This is a genomic window from Mycobacterium asiaticum (assembly GCF_001673365.1).
In the GTDB taxonomy this organism is placed as follows: Bacteria; Actinomycetota; Actinomycetes; order Mycobacteriales; family Mycobacteriaceae; genus Mycobacterium; species Mycobacterium asiaticum_A.
In genome coordinates, this window is the sequence record NZ_LZLS01000009.1 from 1 (window position 1) to 4,613 (window position 4,613).

Genomic DNA, 4,613 nt, shown 5'->3' on the forward strand with positions numbered 1-4,613 from the left:
GGCCGAACGCGCGGGGCGCACTTCGCCGTCATCCATCGCGGACTTGGTCGCCGACGAGAACCTGTCGCATTACAACGACGTTCGCGCCCACACCAGCGTGAACGCACACAATCTCGAGATTCTGCCGACCGCGGAATACACCACCGCCGCGCGCGGACTCAGCGGCGACGACCTGCGCTTCGCGGTCGACACCGTCTCAAAGTTCTACAACCTGGTCCTGGCCGACTGCGGGCCGGGCCTGTTCGATCCGGTGACGCGGGGGGTGCTGGATACCGCATCGGCGATCGTGATCGTGACCAACGTTTCCCTGGATAGCGCCCGGCAAGCCGAAAGTGCCCTGGAATGGTTGCGGCACAACGGCTATCAGGACCTGCTCAGCCGCGTCGTAGTGGTCATCAATCACGTCGCGCTTGGCGAAACCAATGTCGCGGAGAAGCAGTTGGTGCGACAGTTTCAACAGCTGATTCAACCGGACCGGGTTGTGCTGCTGCCGTGGGACAAGCACATCGCGACCGGCACCGAAATACAGCTCGACCAGCTCAGCCCCCGTTACACGCGACGGGTTCTCGAACTGGCCGCGGCTTTGTCCGACGATTTTGAAAGGGCTGGACGTCGTTGAGCGCACCTGCTGCTGTTGCCGGCTCCACCGCGGCGGGAGCAACTCCCGCCAGACCTGCCACCACCCGGGTCACGGTCCTTACCGGTAAACGAATGACCGACCTGGTGCTGCCGGCGGCAACACCGATGGCCACCTACATAGACGAGACCGTCGCGGTGCTCGCCGATCTGTTGGAAGACACCCCCGCAGACGTCCTCGCCGGCTTCGACTTCGCCGCCCAGGGGGTGTGGACCTTCGCCCGGCCGGGCTCGCCACCGCTCAAGCTCGACCAATCCCTGGACGAGGCCGGCGTTGTCGACGGCTCGCTGCTGACTCTTGTTTCGGCCAGCCGGACGGAGCGCTACCGTCCGCTGGTCGAGGACGTCATCGATGCCATCGCGGTCCTCGACGAATCCCCGGAGTTCGACCGGACGGCCGTCGACCGCTTTATCGCGGTATCGATACCCGTCCTGATCGTGCCCATCACCGCCACCGCCATGCGGGCGTGGTGGGTGACCGGGCGCCCTTGGTATTGGCCGGTAGCGATAGCCGTCGTAGGCGTCATCGCATTGGTTGCCGCGTTCCTGGCGAAACGGTTCTACGACAGGACGGAGCTTTCCGAGTGCCTGTTGATAGCCGCCTATCCTCTGCTTGCCGCCGCGGCCGCGCTGGCCGTCCCACTGCCGCGGGGCGTGTCCTCACTGGGGGCGCCGCAGCTTGCCGCGGCCGCGACGGCCGTGCTGTTTTTGACCATGACCGTCCGGGGCGGTCCGCGTAAACGCCACGAGATCGCGTCCTTCGTCGTCATCACGATGATCGCGGTGATAGCCGCCGCGATAGCCACGGGCTACGGCCACGAGAAATGGGTGCCGGCCGGGGCGATCGCCTTCGGGTTATTCGTGGTCACCAACGCGGCCAAGCTGACGGTCGCCGTCGCCCGGATTGCACTGCCGCCGATTCCAGTTCCCGGCGAGACCGTCGACAACGAGGAACTGCTCGACCCGGTGACCGCCGAAGATGCCACCAACGATGAAACGCCAACCTGGCAGGCCATCATCGCCTCCGTACCGGCGTCCGCGGCGCGCCTCACCGAACGCAGCAAACTGGCCAAGCAATTGCTGGTCGGGTACGTGACCGCCGGTGCCCTGATCCTGGCCGCCGGCGCAATCGCCGTGGTGGTGCGCGGGCACTTCTTCGTCCACACCCTGGTGGTAGCCACGCTGTTGACTGTGCTGTGTGGGTTCCGCTCGCGGCTCTACGTCGATCGTTGGTGCTCGTGGGCATTGCTTGCGGCGATGGTCGCAATCCCGACGGGTCTGACGGCCCGACTCAGCCTCTGGTATCCGCAATGGGCGTGGCTGATCCTGACCGGCTACCTGGTGCTGGTGGTGGTGTCGCTGACCATCGTCAGTGCAATGGCCCCGGTTCGGCGCCTCTCGCCGGTGATGAAGCGAACCTCGGAGCTGATCGACGGTGCCGTGGTCGCCTCGATCATTCCGTTGCTGTTGTGGATTACCGGCGTCTACGACATGGTCCGGAATCTGCGCTTTTAGATCGGCGCTGCGACCGGTCCTGCTGCGGGGCTGCCACCACTCGCACCCTGCACGGGCGCGCTGACCAGCGTCGCCTGGCCCGCTGCGGCGCCGTCCGCGGACTCGGCGGTGGCTTCATCAGTGGCCGGATCGTCGTCCTTATTGTCTTCGTCGGCCGGCTTGGTATCGCTGGCCAGCTGTGCACCACCGCCGCCTTGCGAGGAAGCCTGCGACGCGGCCTGCTGCACGCTCTGGCCCACTTGTTGGCCCATCGGCGCCATCTGCTGAGCCAATGGCGCCAGCTGGATCAACTGCGGCACTGTCGCGGCGATCTGGGGTGACAATGCGGCGGCTTGTGCGCCGACCTGGGACGCCACGCTAGCTGCGCCCGCACCGATGATTTCCTGTGCAGCAGCGGCCGGCCCGCCCAACATCGCGGCGCCGAGACCACCGGCACCCGCACCGAGCAGCCCGGCGGACTGACCGCTCATCGCGTTCAACACGCCGCCGCCCAACGATTGACCGTCTCCGCCAAACCCGTACTGCGCCAACGCCTGACCCAAGGATTGGTCTGCCTTGGCGTAGATGTCGGCCGCGGTGCCCATGCTGGTTGCGGTCCGCTTCAGCGCAGCGGTGACGCCGGGCACCCCGTCGCTGACAAGCGATTCGATGCCGGGCATGGTCTGGTTGATTGCTGCCGACATCGCGTCCGATCCAGTGGCAGCCATCGGAGCCGGTGGCGTGGGGAATACGAGCTCGGTGAGCTTGCTCGCCGCGGCGATCAGGCGAGCGGGATCGACGGCCAGCGGTTCAGCCATCGCAGCGTCCCTTCTCTACGTGTCCCATCTGCAAAATTTTACCGGACCCGCCAGACCCCGACCTGCACCAATTTTTGTGAGGCGCAATGCAATAGCCGGGTGCGTCGTTAGCTCAAGAAGCTGCGGCCAATGCGCTCTCGAGCAGCCCGGTGACATACCGCCAGTAGAGGAAGTCGACGACGGCGGGCCGTTGCGCCTCCGGGTCGGCCGCGCCGTAGGCCTGGTGCAGCGCGATGTCCTGGCAGTGCGCGGCATAGGCGTGGAACCCGCGCAGGTGCGCGACTTCGCGGCCGATCGCCGTGCTCGTCATCGGCTTCATCAGGTCGAACCAGAGCATGTGCCGCTCGTCGTCGGGGGCATTGGCGTCCGCCGGAGCGGGCGGCAGCAGGTCCAGCAGGTGCAGCTCGTCGGTCTCTTGCAGTTGGGCCGCCGCGGACGGGTCGACTACTTCCAGTCGAGGCCGGCCGATCATCTTGCCGCTCTCCGGAATGTCGTCGTCCTCGAGGATCACCTTGGCCGCGCCGGCGTCGGAGTTCGCCAACTGCTCGGCGGTTCCGATCACGGCCCGCAGCTTGAGATCGTGATAGGCCGCCCAGGCCTGCACCGCAAGCACCGGATATGTTGCGGTGCTTGCCTTTTCGTCGATCGGAATATTGCGGTCCGCGCTGGCCATGTGCACCTTCGCGGGCAGCTCGACCCCTTCGGGTATGTAGGCCAGGCCGTAGCTGTTGGCCACCACGATCTCGCCGTCAGTGGTCACGGCGGTGACCCAGAAGAATCCGTAGTCGTCATCGCCACCGCTGTCGCGGGCGTTGAGCGCCGCGGCGATCCGGCGCGCCAACCGCAGCGGATCCTTCTTGTCGCCGCGCGCCGAGGCGGCGGCGACCGCATCACGCGCTGCCCGTGCCGCCGAGACCGGGACCGACGGCAATGCCGTCACGTCGTCCGCGGGCGGCTGCTTGTCCTTCTCCACATCGTCCTTGCGCTCCGGCGGCGCCGGGCGCGCCGGAGCTGCGGTGCGCGCAGACGCAGAGCGCACAGTCGCGGAAGCCGGCGCCTTGCCGGCGCCACCGACTGGTGCCCGTCCGCCCGCGGCTCGCGATCCGGCGCTCGGCGCGGTGCCCGCACCTGAAGTCTGGCCCGTGCCGGGCGACGCGGCCGCCGCGCCCAGACCTCCCGAGGAGCCTCGCGCGGCCGGTGGCATCCCGGTGGCTGCGGCGGGCGCCATTCCCGGCGAAGCGTCGTCGCCACGATGTCCGGGGCCGGTCGGTGCCGTCTGCCCGGGGTGTGTCGGCGCATCCACCGCCGCGGCGGGCTTGACGTGCGGAGTGTCGGTTCCCGGGGTGTGCGGAATCGACGTGCCGGGATCGGTGGGCAGCGACGGTGCACTCGGCGACGGCGGTCCGACCGGCGCTGGCGCCGGGCCGGGTCCGGGCGTCGGGGGGACCGGCTTCGGGTCGACCGGGGCCGGCGCGGGGGCCGGCATCGGAGTTGGCGTCACCGGATTGACCGGCTTGACGGGCTTGTCGTCCGGCTTCGGCTGGACCGGTGTGATCGGCGTAATCGGGGTGACCGGCGTGACGGGGTTGACCATTTCGGCTTTCCGTCAGTGGCATGCAAGGCCCACAACCGTTGGTCGCGGCCGTTGACGTAGACGGTGGTTCC

General features: G+C 67.9%; 3 protein-coding genes and 1 pseudogene. 2 read left to right on the forward strand and 2 right to left on the reverse strand.

What is annotated here, in order from left to right; genetic code table 11:
- Together A5634_RS28500 and eccD are read left to right on the forward strand one after the other, a co-directional pair.
- Positions 1–619 (forward strand): MinD/ParA family ATP-binding protein (locus A5634_RS28500; protein ID WP_172831585.1); only part of this gene is annotated, 619 nt, incomplete at its 5' end.
- The gene (gene eccD, locus A5634_RS01545; RefSeq protein WP_065142335.1) at positions 616–2,151 is read left to right on the forward strand and encodes a type VII secretion integral membrane protein EccD; all 1,536 of its coding nucleotides are present in this window, start codon (positions 616–618) and stop codon (positions 2,149–2,151) included. The genes A5634_RS28500 and eccD, both read left to right, overlap by 4 nt.
- Here the strand turns inward: eccD and A5634_RS01550 are convergent.
- Together A5634_RS01550 and A5634_RS27900 are read right to left on the reverse strand one after the other, a co-directional pair.
- Entirely contained in the window at positions 2,148–2,948 is an 801-nt protein-coding gene (locus A5634_RS01550; protein WP_065142336.1) for a hypothetical protein, read from the reverse strand. The genes eccD and A5634_RS01550 overlap by 4 nt on opposite strands.
- Positions 2,949–3,060: 112 nt before the next feature.
- Positions 3,061–4,539, reverse strand: a pseudogene (locus tag A5634_RS27900) (secretion protein EspK); the annotation flags it as partial.
- Positions 4,540–4,613 lie beyond the last annotated feature (74 nt).